15 protein-coding genes and 1 tRNA gene are annotated in these 15,139 nt (G+C 64.4%); all 16 read left to right on the top strand.

The features are described from left to right. The first annotated feature begins 124 nt into the window (after window positions 1-124). The 16 genes from AC13FN_RS10795 (at window position 125) to nuoL (ending at window position 15,125) form a co-directional block, all read left to right on the top strand. The gene (locus AC13FN_RS10795) at window positions 125-1,060 is read left to right on the top strand and encodes an isopenicillin N synthase family dioxygenase (protein WP_032128257.1); all 936 of its coding nucleotides are present in this window, start codon (window positions 125-127) and stop codon (window positions 1,058-1,060) included. A 685-nt stretch (window positions 1,061-1,745) separates the two neighbouring features. Beyond that, the gene (gene tpiA, locus AC13FN_RS10790) at window positions 1,746-2,501 is read left to right on the top strand and encodes a triose-phosphate isomerase (protein ID WP_049437078.1); all 756 of its coding nucleotides are present in this window, start codon (window positions 1,746-1,748) and stop codon (window positions 2,499-2,501) included. A gap of 31 nt (window positions 2,502-2,532) precedes the next feature. Continuing rightward, window positions 2,533-2,970: a preprotein translocase subunit SecG gene (gene secG, locus AC13FN_RS10785; RefSeq protein ID WP_010486424.1), complete on the top strand. Its 438-nt coding sequence runs from the start codon at window positions 2,533-2,535 to the stop codon at window positions 2,968-2,970. A 51-nt stretch (window positions 2,971-3,021) separates the two neighbouring features. After that, window positions 3,022-3,106 (top strand) — tRNA-Leu (locus tag AC13FN_RS10780). 111 nt (window positions 3,107-3,217) lie between these two features. Further along, window positions 3,218-3,574, top strand: a complete 357-nt coding sequence (locus tag AC13FN_RS10775) for an NADH-quinone oxidoreductase subunit A (protein ID WP_008265012.1) — start codon at window positions 3,218-3,220, stop codon at window positions 3,572-3,574. After that, the gene (locus AC13FN_RS10770; protein ID WP_005410463.1) at window positions 3,565-4,119 is read left to right on the top strand and encodes a NuoB/complex I 20 kDa subunit family protein; all 555 of its coding nucleotides are present in this window, start codon (window positions 3,565-3,567) and stop codon (window positions 4,117-4,119) included. Before AC13FN_RS10775 ends, AC13FN_RS10770 begins: the two co-directional genes overlap by 10 nt. Window positions 4,120-4,152: 33 nt before the next feature. Continuing rightward, entirely contained in the window at window positions 4,153-4,902 is a 750-nt protein-coding gene (locus AC13FN_RS10765) for an NADH-quinone oxidoreductase subunit C (RefSeq protein WP_010486428.1), read from the top strand. Further along, complete coding sequence (locus AC13FN_RS10760) at window positions 4,899-6,206, top strand: NADH-quinone oxidoreductase subunit D (protein WP_006458796.1); 1,308 nt, start codon at window positions 4,899-4,901, stop codon at window positions 6,204-6,206. The genes AC13FN_RS10765 and AC13FN_RS10760 overlap by 4 nt, the downstream gene beginning before the upstream one ends. 97 nt (window positions 6,207-6,303) lie before the next feature. Next, the gene (nuoE, locus tag AC13FN_RS10755; RefSeq protein WP_006381132.1) at window positions 6,304-6,831 is read left to right on the top strand and encodes an NADH-quinone oxidoreductase subunit NuoE; all 528 of its coding nucleotides are present in this window, start codon (window positions 6,304-6,306) and stop codon (window positions 6,829-6,831) included. 4 nt (window positions 6,832-6,835) lie between these two features. After that, window positions 6,836-8,176 carry an NADH-quinone oxidoreductase subunit NuoF gene (nuoF, locus tag AC13FN_RS10750; protein WP_005410459.1) on the top strand — a complete coding sequence of 447 codons (1,341 nt, stop codon included), beginning with the start codon at window positions 6,836-6,838 and terminating at the stop codon, window positions 8,174-8,176. Further along, complete coding sequence (gene nuoG / locus AC13FN_RS10745; RefSeq protein ID WP_049437080.1) at window positions 8,173-10,407, top strand: NADH-quinone oxidoreductase subunit NuoG; 2,235 nt, start codon at window positions 8,173-8,175, stop codon at window positions 10,405-10,407. The genes nuoF and nuoG overlap by 4 nt, the downstream gene beginning before the upstream one ends. Continuing rightward, entirely contained in the window at window positions 10,404-11,498 is a 1,095-nt protein-coding gene (nuoH, locus tag AC13FN_RS10740) for an NADH-quinone oxidoreductase subunit NuoH (RefSeq protein ID WP_006381129.1), read from the top strand. Before nuoG ends, nuoH begins: the two co-directional genes overlap by 4 nt. Before the next feature lie 3 nt (window positions 11,499-11,501). Then, on the top strand, window positions 11,502-11,990 hold the full coding sequence (nuoI, locus tag AC13FN_RS10735) for an NADH-quinone oxidoreductase subunit NuoI (RefSeq protein ID WP_006381128.1): 489 nt from the start codon (window positions 11,502-11,504) through the stop codon (window positions 11,988-11,990). A gap of 9 nt (window positions 11,991-11,999) precedes the next feature. Beyond that, window positions 12,000-12,656, top strand: a complete 657-nt coding sequence (locus tag AC13FN_RS10730) for an NADH-quinone oxidoreductase subunit J (RefSeq protein ID WP_049437083.1) — start codon at window positions 12,000-12,002, stop codon at window positions 12,654-12,656. Beyond that, window positions 12,653-12,958, top strand: a complete 306-nt coding sequence (gene nuoK, locus AC13FN_RS10725; protein WP_006381125.1) for an NADH-quinone oxidoreductase subunit NuoK — start codon at window positions 12,653-12,655, stop codon at window positions 12,956-12,958. Before AC13FN_RS10730 ends, nuoK begins: the two co-directional genes overlap by 4 nt. A gap of 7 nt (window positions 12,959-12,965) precedes the next feature. Then, window positions 12,966-15,125: an NADH-quinone oxidoreductase subunit L gene (gene nuoL / locus AC13FN_RS10720; RefSeq protein WP_049437085.1), complete on the top strand. Its 2,160-nt coding sequence runs from the start codon at window positions 12,966-12,968 to the stop codon at window positions 15,123-15,125. Window positions 15,126-15,139: the final 14 nt, after the last annotated feature.

Raw genomic sequence — 15,139 nt, 5'->3', positions numbered from 1 at the left:
GTTGCGCATTGTATCGGTTTGTTTCTTCGTATCGAGTGGCGTCCCCGGGGCGATCTGTCACAATGTTCAGGTGGGCCATGAATGCGCTGGCCCTCCCAGACCCAACGACAAGCCAGGAACCGCTGTGAGCCAGATCCCCACCCTCGACATCACCCGTTTCGACAGCGACCGCGAGGCCTTCGTGGCCGAGCTGGGCGCGGCCTACCGCCAATGGGGATTCGCGGGCATCCGCAACCACGGCATCCCGCAGGCCGACATCGACGCGGCCTACGATGCCTTCAAGGCCTTCTTCGCCCTGCCGGAGGAGGTCAAGCGCAAGTACCACGTGGCCGGCAGTGGCGGCGCCCGCGGCTATACCCCGTTCGGGGTGGAAACCGCCAAGGGTTCCAAGCACTTCGACCTGAAGGAGTTCTGGCACATCGGTCGTGAAATCGCCGACGACTCCAAGTACCGTGACGTGATGGCGCCGAACCTGTGGCCGACCGAGGTCGAGGGCTTCCGTGAGCGCGGTTACGGCCTGTACCAGGCGCTGGACAACCTGGGTTCGCGCGTGCTGTCGGCGCTGGCCCTGCACATCGGCCTGCCGGAAGACTTCTTCGCCGACAAGACCAACTTCGGCAATTCGATCCTGCGCCCGATCCACTACCCGCCGATCACCACCGACGACATCCCGAACGTGCGTGCCGGTGCCCATGGCGACATCAACTTCATCACCCTGCTGGTCGGTGCCAGCGCCGCGGGCCTGGAAGTGCAGTCGCATGAGGGCGAGTGGGTGCCGTTCACCTCGGACGCGGACACCATCGTGGTCAACATCGGCGACATGCTGCAGCGCCTGACCAACCACGTGTATCCGTCCACGATCCACCGCGTGGTCAATCCCCCGGGTGAGCTGGCGCGCCAGCCGCGTTACTCGGTGCCGTTCTTCCTGCACCCGAACCCCGACTACCTGATCGACGTGCTGCCGTCCTGCATCACCCCGGAGAACCCGAGCCGGTACCCGGAGGCGATCACCGCCCACGGCTTCCTCGAGGAACGCCTGCGCGAGATCAAGCTGAAGTAAAGAGAAGTGAGGCCGCCGAAAGGCGGCCTTCTTCTTTGCAGGGTTGCACCCTGCACCCGCAGAGGCCGAAGCCAAAGCCAAGGCCCAAAGCCAAATCGACTCTGGGTTTCTGCGTGTTGGGCGGGGCGGTGTGGGTTGGCTGGACACACCGTGAACCCGTCCCTGGGGGCTCGATGGCGCCATCCATGGCGCCAACGGTCCTGCCAACCCACACCGCCCCGCCTTCGACAGTCTCCCGGTGACGGTGGGTAGGTGTCGACCTTGGTCGACACGGTAGATCCACGCCATGCGTGGATGAGATCTGTCAGATCGAAGCGGGGTAGGGGGCTGGTCCAGCCCGGCAGCCACCCGCAATGCTGCTTTTGCTTTTGATCTTCTTTTTCTTTCCGTGGCGGTCGGAACCGCCGGAATGTGTCAGGGGCCGGGCGGGCGGGGCTGGCGGGGGTGTCCGCGGCATGGATGCCGCGGCCAAGCCCCCAGGGAAGGGTTTACGGCGTCCCCCGCCATCCCCACCCGCCCGGCCAAGCCCCAGATCTAGCCGGGCTCTCCGCGACCAACCAAACCCCGCCCCCCGCCACGAGGGGCTGCGCCGTTGGCTGAAAATCCATGTAACCGCTTACAAGGAAACGGATTTTTGCCGCAACAGGTATCATGACCGGCTGACTTCAAACAGGAGCCACCGCTCATGCGCCGCAAGATCGTCGCCGGAAACTGGAAGCTGCATGGCAGCCGTCAATTCGCCAATGAACTGCTGGGGCAGGTGGCCGCCGGGCTGCCGCTGCAGGGGGTGGATGTGGTGATCCTGCCGCCGCTGCCCTACCTGGGGGAGCTGGTCGAGGACTTCGGTGAGACCGGCCTGGCCTTTGGCGCACAGGACGTGAGCAGCAACGAGAAGGGCGCCTACACCGGCGAAGTCTGCGCGGCCATGCTGGTCGAGGTCGGGGCCCGCTATGGCCTGGTCGGCCACTCCGAGCGTCGCCAGTACCACCATGAAAGCAGCGAACTGGTCGCGCGCAAGTTCGCCGCCGCCCAGCACGCCGGCCTGGTGCCGGTGCTGTGCGTAGGCGAGACCCTGGAGCAGCGTGAGGCCGGGCAGACCGAAACGGTCATCGCCAGCCAGCTGGCGCCGGTGCTGGAGCTGGTCGGCGCGGCCGGTTTCGCCAAGGCCGTGGTCGCCTACGAGCCGGTCTGGGCCATCGGTACCGGCCGCACCGCTACCAAGGAGCAGGCGCAGCAGGTGCACGCGTTCATCCGTGGCGAAGTCGCGCGTATCGATGCTAGAATCGCTGATTCACTGCCCATTGTTTACGGCGGTAGCGTGAAGCCCGACAATGCCGGGGAACTGTTCGCGCAGCCGGATGTCGATGGTGGGCTGGTCGGCGGCGCCTCCCTGGTGGCCGCGGACTTCCTGGCCATCGCAAGGGCGGCGGCCGCGAACTAATCCTAGAAGTTTTGTCCGAGGGCGGTTTCCAATGCTGATGTTGATCCTCAATGTCGTCTACGTACTGGTCGCTGTGGCCATGATCGCGCTGATCCTGATGCAGCGTGGTTCGGGTGCGGCGGCGGGTTCGGGCTTTGGTGCCGGTGCCTCGGGTACGGTGTTCGGTGCGCGTGGCGCCTCGAACTTCCTGTCCAAGTCGACCAAGTGGCTGGCTGTCGTGTTCTTCGGCATCAGCCTCTTCATGGCCTGGTATGCCGGTCATGGCAGCCGCCCGGCGGCCGACCAGGATCTGGGTCTGATGTCCGCTCCGGCGGCCGTCGCTCCGGCGGCTCCGGCGGGCGAGCTGCCGGCCGTTCCGAAGGCCGATGCGGTCCCGGCCGCCCCGGTTCCGGCCGCGAATGTGCCGGCTCAGGCGGAATCTTCGGTTTCTGGTGAAGAAAAGCCTTCGGAAGGCTCCCAGAAAGACTGAAGCCGGTTACAATACGCGGCGCATCGGGAAGATAGTCTGATGTGATCGTTTGCCCAGGTGGCGGAATTGGTAGACGCACTACCTTGAGGTGGTAGCGACGCAAGTCGTAGGGGTTCGAGTCCCCTCTTGGGCACCATTTGTAAGTAAAGCGGGTTCGTCTGGCGCGCAAGGCGCCAGGCAGATTCCCGTCCACTCCCCCATGCCAAAGCGCCTGCAGGCGTAGCGGCAGAGGCAAGAGAGAATCGCTGTGCTGGCCGAATATTTGCCGTCTCTGCTGTTTCTGATCGTTGCCACCGGTATCGGCATTACGCTGATGCTGGTTGGTCGATTCCTCGGTCCCCGCCGCCCCGATCTGGAAAAGCTGTCGCCGTACGAGTGCGGCTTCGAAGCCTTCGAAGACGCGCGCATGAAGTTCGACGTGCGCTACTACCTGATCGCGATCCAGTTCATCGTCTTCGACCTGGAAATCATCTTCATCGTGCCGTGGACCCAGGTCTTCATGGAGCTGGGTGCCCGTTCGCTCATCACCATGGGCCTGTTCGTCGGCATGCTGTTCCTCGGTTTCATTTACGTCTGGAAGAAGGGAGCGCTGGAATGGGAGTGATTCAGACTCTCGATGGCCTCATGAACAACCCCACGCCGGAAGGCCGGGTTGATGACATCCTGCGGCCGGAAGGCGACAACCCGCTGCTGGAAAAGGGCTTCGTCACCACCAGCGTCGATGCACTGCTGAACTGGGCGCGCACCGGCTCGATGTGGCCGATGACCTTCGGTCTGGCCTGCTGCGCGGTCGAGATGATGCACGCCGGCGCCGCGCGCCTGGACCTTGACCGCTACGGCGTGGTGTTCCGCCCGTCGCCGCGTCAGTCCGACGTGATGATCGTGGCCGGTACCCTGGTCAACAAGATGGCCCCGGCGCTGCGCAAGGTCTACGACCAGATGCCGGACCCGAAGTGGGTCATCTCGATGGGTAGCTGCGCCAACGGTGGCGGCTATTACCACTACTCCTATTCTGTGGTGCGCGGCTGTGATCGCGTGGTGCCGGTGGACGTCTACGTCCCGGGCTGCCCGCCGACCGCCGAGGCGCTGGTGTACGGGATCCTGCAGCTGCAGAAGAAGATCTGGCGTACACAGACCATCGCCCGCTGACCCCTTCACCTGACAAGAGCGCGCCAAGCCCCCATGGCAGAGCAAGCATCCTTCATCGACCGACTCTCCGCACGTTTCGCAGGTGCGAAGGTCATCGTGGTCGAACCCCGCGGCGAAGTGACGCTGGAAGTGCCTGCCGCCGAGTGGCACGCCACCGCCCTGGCGCTGCGTGACGAGTTTGGTTTCGAGCAGGCCGTGGATCTCTGCGGCGTCGACTACCTCGGTTATGGCTCCGACGAATGGGACACCGCCGACGTGTCCTCGCAGGGCTTCAGCCGTGGCGTCGAAGGCAAGGCCCAGGGCCGCTTCGCGTGGGGCGAGTTCCCCACCGAGGAAAACGGCGCCGACGGTGCCCGCCCGCAGCACATGCCGACCCAGCGCTTCGCCGTGGTCGCCCAGCTGCGTTCGTACCAGCACAACCTGATGATGCACCTGCGCTGCTTCGCTCCTGACGAAGCGCTGCCGGTGGTGTCCTCGCTGACCAGCATCTGGCCGGGCCTGAACTGGTTCGAGCGCGAAGCGTTCGACCTGTACGGCGTGATCTTCGAAGGCCACCCGGACCTGCGCCGGATCCTGACCGACTACGGTTTCGTCGGCCATCCGTTCCGCAAGGACTTCCCGCTGATCGGTAATGTCGAAGTCCGCTACGACGAAGAAAAGAAGCGCGTGATCTACGAACCGGTCACCTCGGTGGAGCCGCGCGTCGGCGTGCCGCGCGTGATCCGCGACGACGCCCGTCTGCAGACCGCAGAAGGTGAGCGCGCGCAGGAGGCAGTGAAGTGAGCCACGTACACCAGGCCGGCGAAGCATTCGCCAGCAACGCCGCCGAAAGCCGGCAGGAAATCCGCAACTACACCATGAACTTCGGCCCGCAGCATCCGGCCGCGCACGGTGTGCTGCGCCTGATCCTGGAGATGGACGGCGAAACCATCATGCGCGCCGACCCGCACGTGGGTCTGCTGCACCGTGGTACCGAAAAGCTGGCCGAGTCCAAGCCGTTCAACCAGTCGATCGGCTACATGGATCGCCTGGATTACGTGTCGATGATGTGCAACGAGCACGCCTACGTGCGCGCGATCGAGACCCTGATGGGCATCGAGGCGCCGGAGCGTGCGCAGTACATCCGCACCATGTACGACGAAATCACCCGCATCCTCAACCACCTGATGTGGCTTGGCTCCAATGCGCTCGATCTGGGTGCGATGGCGGTGATGCTGTACGCCTTCCGCGAGCGCGAAGAGCTGATGGACTGCTATGAAGCGGTCTCCGGCGCGCGCATGCACGCGGCGTACTACCGTCCGGGCGGTGTCTACCGCGACCTGCCGGACCACATGCCGAAGTACAAGGAATCGCGCTGGCACAAGGGCAAGGCGCTGAAGCAGCTCAATGCTTCGCGCGAAGGCTCGCTGCTCGACTTCCTGGAGAACTTCACCGTCGAGTTCCCCAAGCGCATCGACGAATACGAAACCCTGCTGACCGACAACCGCATCTGGAAGCAGCGTACCGTCGGCATCGGCGTGGTCACTCCGGAACTGGCCCACCAGTGGGGCATGACCGGCGTGATGCTGCGCGGCTCGGGCATTGCCTGGGACCTGCGCAAGAAGCGCCCGTATGCCAAGTACGATGCCGTCGATTTCGACATCCCGCTGGGCAAGGAAGGCGACTGCTACGATCGCTACCTGGTCCGCGTTGCCGAAATGCGCGAGTCCAACCGCATCATCAAGCAGTGCGTGGCGTGGCTGAAGGCCAACCCGGGCCCGGTGATGGTGAAGAACTTCAAGGTCGCTCCGCCCAAGCGCGAGGACATGAAGGACGACATGGAAGCGCTGATCCATCACTTCAAGCTGTTCAGTGAAGGCTATTGCGTGCCGGCCGGCGAGACCTATGCGGCAGTGGAAGCGCCCAAGGGCGAGTTCGGCTGCTATCTGGTCTCCGACGGCGCCAACAAGCCGTTCCGCGTGCACCTGCGCGCACCGGGCTTCGCCCACCTGTCCTCGATCGATTCGATCGTGCGCGGCCACATGCTGGCCGACGTGGTGGCGATGATCGGTACCTACGACCTGGTGTTCGGCGAGGTTGACCGGTAATGCCGTCCGCCACGCCAACGCCCGCTGCAGGCAGCCGGCGCAAGCCGGCGCCGCAGTTTCTGGAATTTCACGTTATGCATTTCGCTGAGGTCGGCCGATGAAGGCGACAGGTAATTTCGAGGCGGCGCGCGACGTCGACCCGATGGTGGTGCTGAGCGACAAGACCCGCGCTCACATCGATCACTGGCTGTCCAAGTTCCCGCCGGACCGCAAGCGCTCTGCCGTGCTGCAGGGCCTGCATGCGGCCCAGGAGCAGAACGAGGGTTGGCTGACCGACGAGCTGATCGCCGGCGTGGCCAAGTACCTTGATCTGCCGCCGGTGTGGGCCTACGAGGTCGCCAGCTTCTACTCGATGTTCGAGACCGAGAAGGTGGGCCGCAACAACGTGGCCATCTGCACCAACATCAGCTGCTGGCTCAATGGCGCCGAGGACATCGTCCGCCATTGCGAGAAGAAGCTGGGCATCAAGCACGGTGAATCGACCCCGGACGGCCGCGTCTACCTCAAGCGCGAGGAAGAGTGCCTGGCCGGTTGCGGTGGCGCGCCGATGATGGTCATCAACGGTCACTACCATGAGCGTCTGACCCTGGAAAAGGTCGACGAGCTGCTGGACGGGCTGGAGTAAGGGCATGGCACATCACCACGAATCCAAGGGTCCGGTCGGCCCCGCGCCGCTGCCGCACCAGGTGGTCTACACCACCCTGCATTACGACACCCCGTGGTCGTACGAAAGCTACCTGAAGACCGGTGGCTACGCCGCCCTGCGCAAGATCCTCGAAGAGAAGATCCCGCCGGAGCAGGTCATCGAGATGGTCAAGGCCTCGGGCCTGCGTGGCCGCGGTGGCGCGGGCTTCCCGACCGGCCTGAAGTGGTCCTTCATGCCCAAGGGCAACATGCAGAAGTACATCCTCTGCAACTCGGATGAATCCGAGCCGGGCACCTGCAAGGATCGCGACATCCTGCGCTACAACCCGCATTCGGTGGTGGAAGGCATGGCGATCGCCTGCTACGCCACCGGTTCGACCGTGGGCTACAACTACCTGCGCGGTGAGTTCCACCACGAGCCGTTCGAGCACTTCGAGCAGGCCCTGGCTGACGCCTATGCAAACGGCTGGCTGGGCAAGAACGTGATGGGCTCGGGCGTGGACATCGACATCTACGGCGCGCTGGGCGCCGGCGCGTACATCTGCGGTGAGGAAACCGCGCTGATGGAATCGCTGGAAGGCAAGAAGGGCCAGCCGCGTTACAAGCCGCCGTTCCCGGCCAATTTTGGCCTGTACGGCAAGCCGTCGACGATCAACAACACCGAAACCTATGGTTCGGTGCCGGCGATCATCCGCAACGGTCCGGAGTGGTTCAAGGGCCTGAGCCTGACCGCCAACGGCGGCCCGAAGTGCTTCTCGGTGTCCGGCTGCGTGCAGAACGGCGGCAACTTCGAAGTGCCGCTGGGCACCAAATTCCACGATCTGCTGGAAATGGCCGGTGGCCTGCGTCCGGGCCGCACCCTGAAGGGCGCGATCCCGGGCGGCGTGTCGATGCCGGTGCTGACCGCGGCCGAGCTGAAGGACCTGCCGATGGACTACGACACCATCCGTGCGCTGGGCTCCGGCCTGGGTTCGGGTGCGATCGTGGTGCTCGACGACAGCGTGTGCTGCGTCAAGTTCGCCTGCCGCATCAGCCAGTTCTTCCACAAGGAATCCTGTGGCCAGTGCACCCCGTGCCGTGAAGGTACCGGCTGGATGCACCGCGTGCTGGAGCGCATCGTCGCCGGCAAGGCCACGATGGAAGACCTGCACCAGCTGAAGGCGGTGGCAGGCCAGATCGAAGGCCACACCATCTGTGCGTTCGGTGAAGCGGCTGCATGGCCCATCCAGGGCTTCCTGCGCCAGTTCTGGGACGAATTCGAGTACTACATCGTCAACGGTCATTCGATGGTTGACGGCAAGAAGGTGGAGGCAGCCGCCGCATGAGCGCGCAACCCGTAAACCCGAACGTGCCACCGGATCACGTGACCATCGAAATCGATGGCAAGTCCCTGGTCGTGCCCAAGGGTTCGATGATCATCCAGGCGGCCGACAAGGCCGGCATTTCGATTCCGCGCTTCTGCTACCACGAGAAGCTGCCGATCGCCGCCAACTGCCGCATGTGCCTGGTGGACGTGGAGAAGTCGCCGAAGCCGGCGCCGGCCTGCGCCACCCCGGTGATGGATGGCATGAAGGTCGCCACCCGCAGCGAGAAGGCACTGAAGTTCCAGCGCTCGGTGATGGAGTTCCTGCTCATCAACCACCCGCTGGACTGCCCGATCTGCGATCAGGGCGGCGAGTGCGAGCTGCAGGACGTGTCGCTGGGCTATGGCCGTTCGGTCAGCCGCTTCAACGAGCGCAAGCGCGTGGTGCCGGACGAGGACATGGGCCCGCTGGTCGCCACCGAGATGACCCGCTGCATCCAGTGCACCCGCTGCGTCCGCTTCACCGCCGACGTTGCCGGTACCTACGAACTGGGCGGCATGTACCGCGGTGAGAACCTGCAGATCGGTACCTTCGACGGCAAGCCGCTGACCACCGAGCTGTCGGGCAACGTCGTCGACGTGTGCCCGGTCGGTGCGCTGACCAACAAGGTGTTCCAGTTCCGCGCCCGCCCGTGGGAACTGACCGCGCGCGAATCGCTGGGCTACCACGACGCGATGGGTTCGAACCTGTTCCTGCACGTGCGTCGCGGCGAAGTGCTGCGCACCGTGCCGCGCGACAACGAAGCGGTGAACGAGTGCTGGCTGTCCGACCGTGATCGCTACTCGCACCAGGGCCTGTACAGCGAAGACCGTGCGGTCAAGCCGCTGCGCAAGGTCAATGGCGAGTGGAAGGAAGTGAGCTGGGCCGAAGGCCTGGCCGCGGCCGCCGAGATCCTCAAGGCCAACCAGGGCGACAACCTGGGCGTGCTGGTGCATCCGTCCACCTCGAACGAGGAAGGCGCGCTGCTGGCCCGCCTGGCCAAGGGCCTGGGCTCGAGCAACATCGACCACCGCATCAACAACCGCGATTTCTCCGACGCCGCCACCGCCGAAGTGTTCGGCCTGCCGCTGGCCGAGATCGAAGGCGCCGACCGCATCGTCGTTCTGGGCAGCAACATCCGCCACGAACTGCCGCTGCTGCACGCACGCCTGCGCAAGGCGCAGACCACCAACGGCGCGGAGATCCACGTCGTCAACCCGGTGGACTTCGACTTCGCCTTCAGCATCGCCGGCAAGCAGATCGTTGCACCGTCGAAGTTCGTCGACGCGCTGGCCAACGCAGAGCTGCGTTCGGCCGTGCAGGGCGGCAACAACACCGTGCTGATCGTCGGTGGCATCGCCGAGAACCACCCGCAGGCTGCCGCGATCCGCGCTGCCGCGCGTGACTTCGCTGCCGCCACCGGTGCCAAGCTGTGCCGCATCCCGCAGGGCGCCAACGCTGTTGGCCTGACCCGCGCCGGCGTACTGCCGGCCGGCAAGGACGTCGCCGCGATGCTGGCGCAGCCGCGCCAGGCCTACGTGGTGTACGGCCTGGAGCCGGGCCTGGACTTCGCCGATGCACCTGCCGCGCGCAAGGCGCTGGTCGGTGCCCAGGTGGTGGCCTTCAGCCAGTTCGCCTGCGTCTCCACCCGTGATGTTGCCGACGTGATCCTGCCGATCGGTACGCTGCCGGAAATCGACGCCACCCTGACCAACCTCGATGGTCGCGAGCAGTCGGCCCGTGCCGGCGGCAAGCTGCCGGGCGAGGCCCGTGAGGGCTGGCGCGTGCTGCGCGCCCTGGGCGGCGACATGGCGCTGGCCGGTTTCGACTTCACCGACCTGGCCGGCCTGCGTGCCAGCCTGGCTCCGGTGTCGGTCGCCGTTGCCGCTTCGGCACAGCCGGTGGTTGCCGGCGAAGGCCTGGAAGTGGCTTCGACCGCTGCGATCTACCGCACCGATGCGGTGGTCCGTCGTGCGCCGGCGCTGCAGTCGCATCCGCTCAACAACGCCCCGCGCATCGTGCTGAACGCTGAAGATGCCGTTCGCCTGCAGCTGCAGGAAGGGCAGATGGCCAAGGTCGGCACCGATGCCGGCAAGGCCACCCTGCCGGTGGTGGTCGACGCCCGCGTCGCTGCGGGTTCGGTCTGGATTGAATCGGGCCACGGCGCGACCGCGCCGCTGGGTGCCGCTCGCGTAACGGTGGTGGCTGCATGAACGAATTGCTGTTGAACGCGGTCGACCCGCTGCACCAGTGGCTGCTTGGCCTCGGTGACATCGGCGCGCTGATCTGGATCATCCTGAAGATCCTGGTGATCACCGTTCCGGTGATCATCTCGGTGGCCTTCTACGTGGTCTGGGAACGCAAGCTGATCGGCTGGATGCACGTCCGCCACGGCCCGATGTACGTGGGCATGGGCATCTTCCAGGCCTTTGCCGACGTCTTCAAGCTGCTGTTCAAGGAAGTGGTCCAGCCGAGCAGCGCCAACAAGGCGATCTACCTGCTGGCACCGCTGATCACCCTGGCCCCGGCCTTCGCGGCCTGGTCGGTGGTCCCCTTCGATTCGCAGATCGTGCTGTCCAACGCCAATGCCGGCCTGCTGTACCTGCTGGCGATGACCTCGCTGGGCATCTACGGCATCATCCTGGCCGGTTGGGCATCGAACTCGAAGTACGCGTTCCTGGGTGCGATGCGCGCCTCGGCGCAGATGATCAGCTACGAAATCGCCATGGGCTTCGCCCTGGTCGGCGTGATGATCGCGTCGGGCAGCCTGAACCTGAGCAACATCGTGATGGCGCAGGCCGGCAATTCCGGTTTCTTCGACTGGTTCCTGCTGCCGCTGTTCCCGCTGTTCGTCATCTACTGGGTGTCGGGCGTTGCCGAAACCAACCGCGCGCCGTTCGACGTGGTGGAAGGTGAATCGGAAATCGTCGCCGGTCACATGGTCGAGTACTCGGGCGGTGCCTTCGCGCTGTTCTTCCTGGCCGAGTACGCCAACATGATCCTGATCAGCTTCCTGATCTCGATCTTCTTCCTTGGTGGCTGGCTGAGCCCGATCCAGGGCTGGGTCAACTTCGGCGATGTCTCGCCGCTGGTCGACTGGATCTGGAAGGGCGGTGCACCGTGGCTGTTCGTCAAGGTGTTCTTCTTTGCCAGTGCCTACATCTGGTTCCGTGCCAGCTTCCCGCGCTTCCGCTATGACCAGATCATGCGCCTGGGCTGGAAGGTCTTCATCCCGCTGGCCATTCTGTGGATCGCGGTTACCGCCGTCATGGTGTTCTTCGGCGTGATTCAAAAGGGCGTCTAAGTGATGAACAGGATTACCCATTACTTCAAGAGCCTGCTGCTGCTCGAACTGCTGGGCGGCCTTTGGCTGACGCTGAAGTACAGCTTCAAGCCCAAGTACACGATGATGTACCCGATGGAGAAGTTCCCGCAGTCGCCGCGCTTCCGTGGCCTGCACGCCCTGCGCCGTTACCCCAACGGTGAAGAGCGCTGCATCGCCTGCAAGCTGTGCGAAGCGGTGTGCCCTGCATTGGCCATCACCATCGACTCGGCCAAGCGCGAAGACGGCACCCGCCGTACCACCCGCTACGACATCGACCTGTTCAAGTGCATCTTCTGCGGCTTCTGTGAAGAAAGCTGCCCGGTGGACTCGATCGTCGAAACCCACATCCTCGAGTACCACTTCGAGAATCGTGGCGAAAACATCGTTACCAAGCCGCAGCTGCTGGCCCTGGGCGACCGTCTCGAGTCCGAGATCGCCGAGCGTCGCGCCGCCGATGCCGCTTACCGCTGAGGTCGAGAGATGGATTGGGTAAATATCGCTTTCTGGGTGTTCGCCATCGCGGCAACGGTTTCGGCCGGTGCGGTGATCAGCGTGCGCAACCCGGTTCACGCCGTGCTCTGCCTGGTGCTGACCTTCTTCTCCATCGCCTGCGTCTGGCTGCTGGTCGGCGCCGAGTTCCTCGGTGTGGCACTGGTGCTGGTGTATGTCGGCGCGGTGATGGTGCTGTTCCTGTTCGTGGTGATGATGCTGGACATCGACCCCACCAAGATGCGTGAGGGTTGGGTGCGCTACCTGCCGGTCGGCCTGATCGTTGCCGTGGCCATGCTGGTGCAGATGCTGATCCTGATCGGCGTGAAGGGCAGGGCGGTCACCCCGTTCCCGGCCGACAACGCCGCTGCGCTCGCCGCCGACAGCTCCAACGTCACCTGGCTGGCCCGCACGCTGTTCACCGAATACCTGCTGCCGTTCGAGTTTGCTGCGGTCATCCTGACCGTGGCCGTGGTTGCCGCCGTGATGCTGACCCTGCGTCGCCGTACCGGCGTGAAGAGCCAGAACCCGGGCGAGCAGACCATGGTCAAGGCCGGCCAGCGCCTGCGCATGGTCAAGATGGGCGCCGAGGCACCGGTCGTGCACAGCAACAGCAAGCCGGCCGCCGGCGAGGAGACCCAGCCGTGATTACCCTTGGCCACATGCTTGCGCTGGGCGCGGTGCTGTTCGCCATCAGCCTGGCCGGCATCTTCCTCAACCGGAAGAACGTCATCGTCCTGCTGATGTCGATCGAGCTGATGCTGCTGTCGGTGAACGTCAATTTCGTCGCGTTCTCGCGTCAGCTGGGCGATCCGTCCGGCCAGCTGTTCGTGTTCTTCATCCTGACCGTCGCCGCCGCGGAAGCCGCCATCGGCCTGGCGATCCTGGTGACCCTGTTCCGTACCCGCCGCACGATCAATGTCGGCGAAGTCGATTCGTTGAAGGGCTGATCCACAGATGGAAATCACTCTCTCCAAGAGTCTGTTGATCGCAGTGGTGCTTGCACCGCTGTTCGGCAGCATCATCGCCGGCCTGTTCGGTCGCCAGGTCAAGCGCTTCGGCGCGCAGACCATCACCATCCTCGGCGTTGCGGTTGCCTGCGGCCTGTCGATGTACACGCTCTACCAGCTGCTCTGGGGCGGTGCGCAGCCGTTCAACCAGAACATCTACACGTTCTTTGAAGTCGGCCAGTACTCGGCCCACGTCGGCTTCATGGTCGACAAGCTGACCGCGATGATGATGGTGGTGGTGACCTTCGTGTCGCTGCTGGTCCACATCTACACGATCGGCTACATGCAGGACGATCCGGGCTACCAGCGGTTCTTCAGCTACATCTCGCTGTTCACCTTCTCGATGCTCACCCTGGTGATGAGCAACAACTTCCTGCAGCTGTTCTTCGGCTGGGAAGCGGTGGGCCTGGTGTCGTACCTGCTGATCGGCTTCTGGTTCAAGCGTCCGACCGCGATCTTCGCCAACATGAAGGCGTTCCTGGTCAACCGCGTCGGTGACTTCGGCTTCCTGCTGGGCATCGCCGGCGTGCTGTGGGTGTTCGGCACCCTGGACTACTCGCAGGTGTTCTCGCAGGCCGGCATGCTGGCTGACCCGCGTGCCCAGCTGCAGATCTGGGACGGCACGATCCTGGGCATGCAGCTGCTGAACGAGCCGGTGATCTGGTCGATCGCCACCGTCATCTGCATCTGCCTGTTCATCGGTGCCATGGGCAAGTCGGCCCAGGTCCCGCTGCACGTGTGGCTGCCGGACTCGATGGAAGGCCCGACCCCGATCTCGGCACTGATCCACGCCGCGACGATGGTGACCGCCGGTATCTTCATGGTCACCCGCATGTCGCCGCTGTTCGAGCTGTCGCAGACCGCGCTGAACTTCATCCTCTTCATCGGTGCCACCACCGCGTTCTTCACCGGCCTGATCGGCATCGTGCAGAACGACATCAAGCGCGTCGTCGCGTACTCCACGCTGTCGCAGCTGGGCTACATGACCGTGGCGCTGGGCGTGTCGGCCTATTCGGCGGCCGTGTTCCACCTGATGACCCACGCCTTCTTCAAGGCGCTGCTGTTCCTGGGTGCCGGCTCGGTCATCATCGCGATGCACCACGAGCAGGACATGCGCAAGATGGGCGGCCTGCGCAAGTACATGCCGATCACCTTCATCACCATGTGGATCGGTACGCTGGCCCTGGTCGGTACGCCGTTCTTCTCCGGCTTCTATTCGAAGGACACCATCATCGAGGCGGCCGAGATCCACGCCCACATGCAGAACAGCTGGGTGGCCACCTATGGCTACTGGGCGGTGCTGGGTGGCGTGCTGGTGACCAGCTTCTACAGCTTCCGCCTGCTGTTCATGACCTTCCATGGCAAGGAACGCTTCCGCGACGCGCACGACGATCATGGCCATGGCCATGACGATCACCACGCCGCCGACGCCCACCATGGCGATGCCCATGACGACCACGGCCATGGCCACGGTCCGCATGAGCCGCATGAAACCCCGTGGGTGGTGACCCTGCCGCTGATCCTGCTGGCCATCCCGTCGATCGCCATCGGTTTCTTCAGCATCGGTCCGATGCTGCACGGTACCGACTGGGCCGGCCACCATGCGCACGAGGCGATCAAGGGCCAGGCACAGACGTTCTTCACCGGCATCGTCGACTTCTACGATCCGGCCAAGAACACCGTTGCCTTCCTGGGCGAAGAGTTCCACGGGCCGGTGGCGTTCGCGCTGCACGGCATGATGCTGCCGCCGTTCTGGCTGACCCTGGCGGGCTTCCTGCTGGCCGCGCTGTTCTACCTGTGGAAGCCGGACCTGTCGGGCAAGGCACGCAAGACCTTCGCCCCGATCGTTTCGGTGCTGGAAAACAAGTACGGCTTCGACAAGCTGTGGATCGATGGCTTTGCCGGCGGCAGCGTCAAGCTGGGCAAGGTCTCGCGCTGGATCGACAGCAACATCGTCGACGGCGTGGTCAATCTCTCGGCACGTGTTGTGGACGTTGCAGCCGGCGTGCTGCGTCGTACCCAATCCGGTTTCCTCTATCACTACGCCTTCGCGATGATCATCGGCCTGATTGCCCTGTTGGGCGTGCTGATGCATTACCTGCGTTGATGACCTGTACGGAA

The organism is Stenotrophomonas sp. 115C5 (genome assembly GCF_056861055.1).
This window is presented reverse-complemented; position numbering and strand designations above follow the sequence as displayed.

Excerpts from the sequence above, each read along its gene's own strand:
- nuoL (WP_049437085.1), top strand. The coding sequence starts at position 12,966 with ATGGAAATCACTCTCTCCAAGAGTCTGTTGATCGCAGTGGTGCTTGCA.
- nuoI (WP_006381128.1), top strand. The coding sequence starts at position 11,502 with ATGAACAGGATTACCCATTACTTCAAGAGCCTGCTGCTGCTCGAACTG.
- nuoE (WP_006381132.1), top strand. The coding sequence starts at position 6,304 with ATGAAGGCGACAGGTAATTTCGAGGCGGCGCGCGACGTCGACCCGATG.
- nuoF (WP_005410459.1), top strand. The coding sequence starts at position 6,836 with ATGGCACATCACCACGAATCCAAGGGTCCGGTCGGCCCCGCGCCGCTG.
- tpiA (WP_049437078.1), top strand. The coding sequence starts at position 1,746 with ATGCGCCGCAAGATCGTCGCCGGAAACTGGAAGCTGCATGGCAGCCGT.
- nuoH (WP_006381129.1), top strand. The coding sequence starts at position 10,404 with ATGAACGAATTGCTGTTGAACGCGGTCGACCCGCTGCACCAGTGGCTG.
- AC13FN_RS10730 (WP_049437083.1), top strand. The coding sequence starts at position 12,000 with ATGGATTGGGTAAATATCGCTTTCTGGGTGTTCGCCATCGCGGCAACG.
- nuoG (WP_049437080.1), top strand. The coding sequence starts at position 8,173 with ATGAGCGCGCAACCCGTAAACCCGAACGTGCCACCGGATCACGTGACC.
- AC13FN_RS10765 (WP_010486428.1), top strand. The coding sequence starts at position 4,153 with ATGGCAGAGCAAGCATCCTTCATCGACCGACTCTCCGCACGTTTCGCA.
- secG (WP_010486424.1), top strand. The coding sequence starts at position 2,533 with ATGCTGATGTTGATCCTCAATGTCGTCTACGTACTGGTCGCTGTGGCC.
- AC13FN_RS10770 (WP_005410463.1), top strand. The coding sequence starts at position 3,565 with ATGGGAGTGATTCAGACTCTCGATGGCCTCATGAACAACCCCACGCCG.